Raw genomic sequence first — 892 nt, 5'->3', positions numbered from 1 at the left:
CCCTGTCCCCCCCCATTCTTGAGGCGGAGAGCGCCATGCAGAATGCACCGCCCGCAGAAGTTCAGACCAGTGTTCTCGCGATCCCCGGCGAGGGCTGATCCCGCCAGGCCGGCTCGCGCGGGGGGGCCCCGCCCGGCCCGGGCGCCGCGCCCGGGCCGGTGCCCGCGACGGCCAGTGCGACGTCGGTCAGGGACGCGTGGGGGACCACGGACGCCGCGGCGAGCAGCGTGCCTGCCGCGGCGACGACATGCGTGCGATAGCGCACCGGAGTACCTTTCGTGAGGTTCAGCCCGCTTGAGCGAGGTGCTGGTCGAGCCGGTCGAGGAAGACGCGTTGCGACGCCACCAGGCGCTCGGCCGCCTCGCGCGCCTCCACCCAGGCCACCCGGTCGAGTTCGGGGAACTCCCGCAGGGTGCCCGAGCCGCGCGGCCACTCCATCGTGAAGGTGCCGAAGACGGCGTCCGCCGTGTCGAGGTCGCCCTCGACGGCCCAGACGGTCACCGTCTTGCCGCCGCGCGTGCGTGACTCGCCGAGCGGGACCGGGTGCCCGCCGGGCGCGGGGACCCCCAGCTCCTCGCGGAACTCGCGGCGCGCGGCGTCCTCCGGCCGCTCCTCCTCCGTGTACTCGCCCTTCGGTATCGACCATGCCGCGGCCTCGCGGCCCGCCCAGAACGGGCCACCCATATGGCCTATGAGCACCTCCGTGCCGGTGTCCGTGACCCGGTAGACCAGCAGTCCCGCGCTTCGCTTGCCCGACATGCCGTCAAGTCTGCTGCCCGCCGCGCCGCGCCGCCCGGGAAGATGCGCCGTACGGGCGCGCCGCCGTGGCCGCCGGGGCGCGTGGGGCGCGCGGGGCGCCTGGGGCGTGGACTGTGCGGGCATGGCGCAGGGC

Annotated in this window: 2 protein-coding genes; both read right to left on the bottom strand. The window is 75.4% G+C overall.

Features of this window, described 5'->3' with window-relative positions:
• Nucleotides 1-61 precede the first annotated feature (61 nt).
• Nucleotides 62-265, bottom strand: a complete 204-nt coding sequence (locus JFN87_RS33250; protein WP_209346246.1) for a hypothetical protein — start codon at nucleotides 263-265, stop codon at nucleotides 62-64.
• Between the two features lie 20 nt (nucleotides 266-285).
• Complete coding sequence (locus JFN87_RS33245) at nucleotides 286-759, bottom strand: NUDIX hydrolase (RefSeq protein WP_209346244.1); 474 nt, start codon at nucleotides 757-759, stop codon at nucleotides 286-288.
• Nucleotides 760-892: the final 133 nt, after the last annotated feature.

Source organism: Streptomyces montanisoli, assembly GCF_017813245.1.
Lineage (GTDB): Bacteria > Actinomycetota > Actinomycetes > Streptomycetales > Streptomycetaceae > Streptomyces > Streptomyces montanisoli.
Note: the sequence above shows the minus strand (reverse complement) of the source record. Positions and strands in the feature narration are given on the sequence as shown.

Bases quoted from the DNA above. Each gene is read 5' to 3' on its own strand.
- JFN87_RS33245 (WP_209346244.1), bottom strand. From the start codon at position 759: ATGTCGGGCAAGCGAAGCGCGGGACTGCTGGTCTACCGGGTCACGGAC.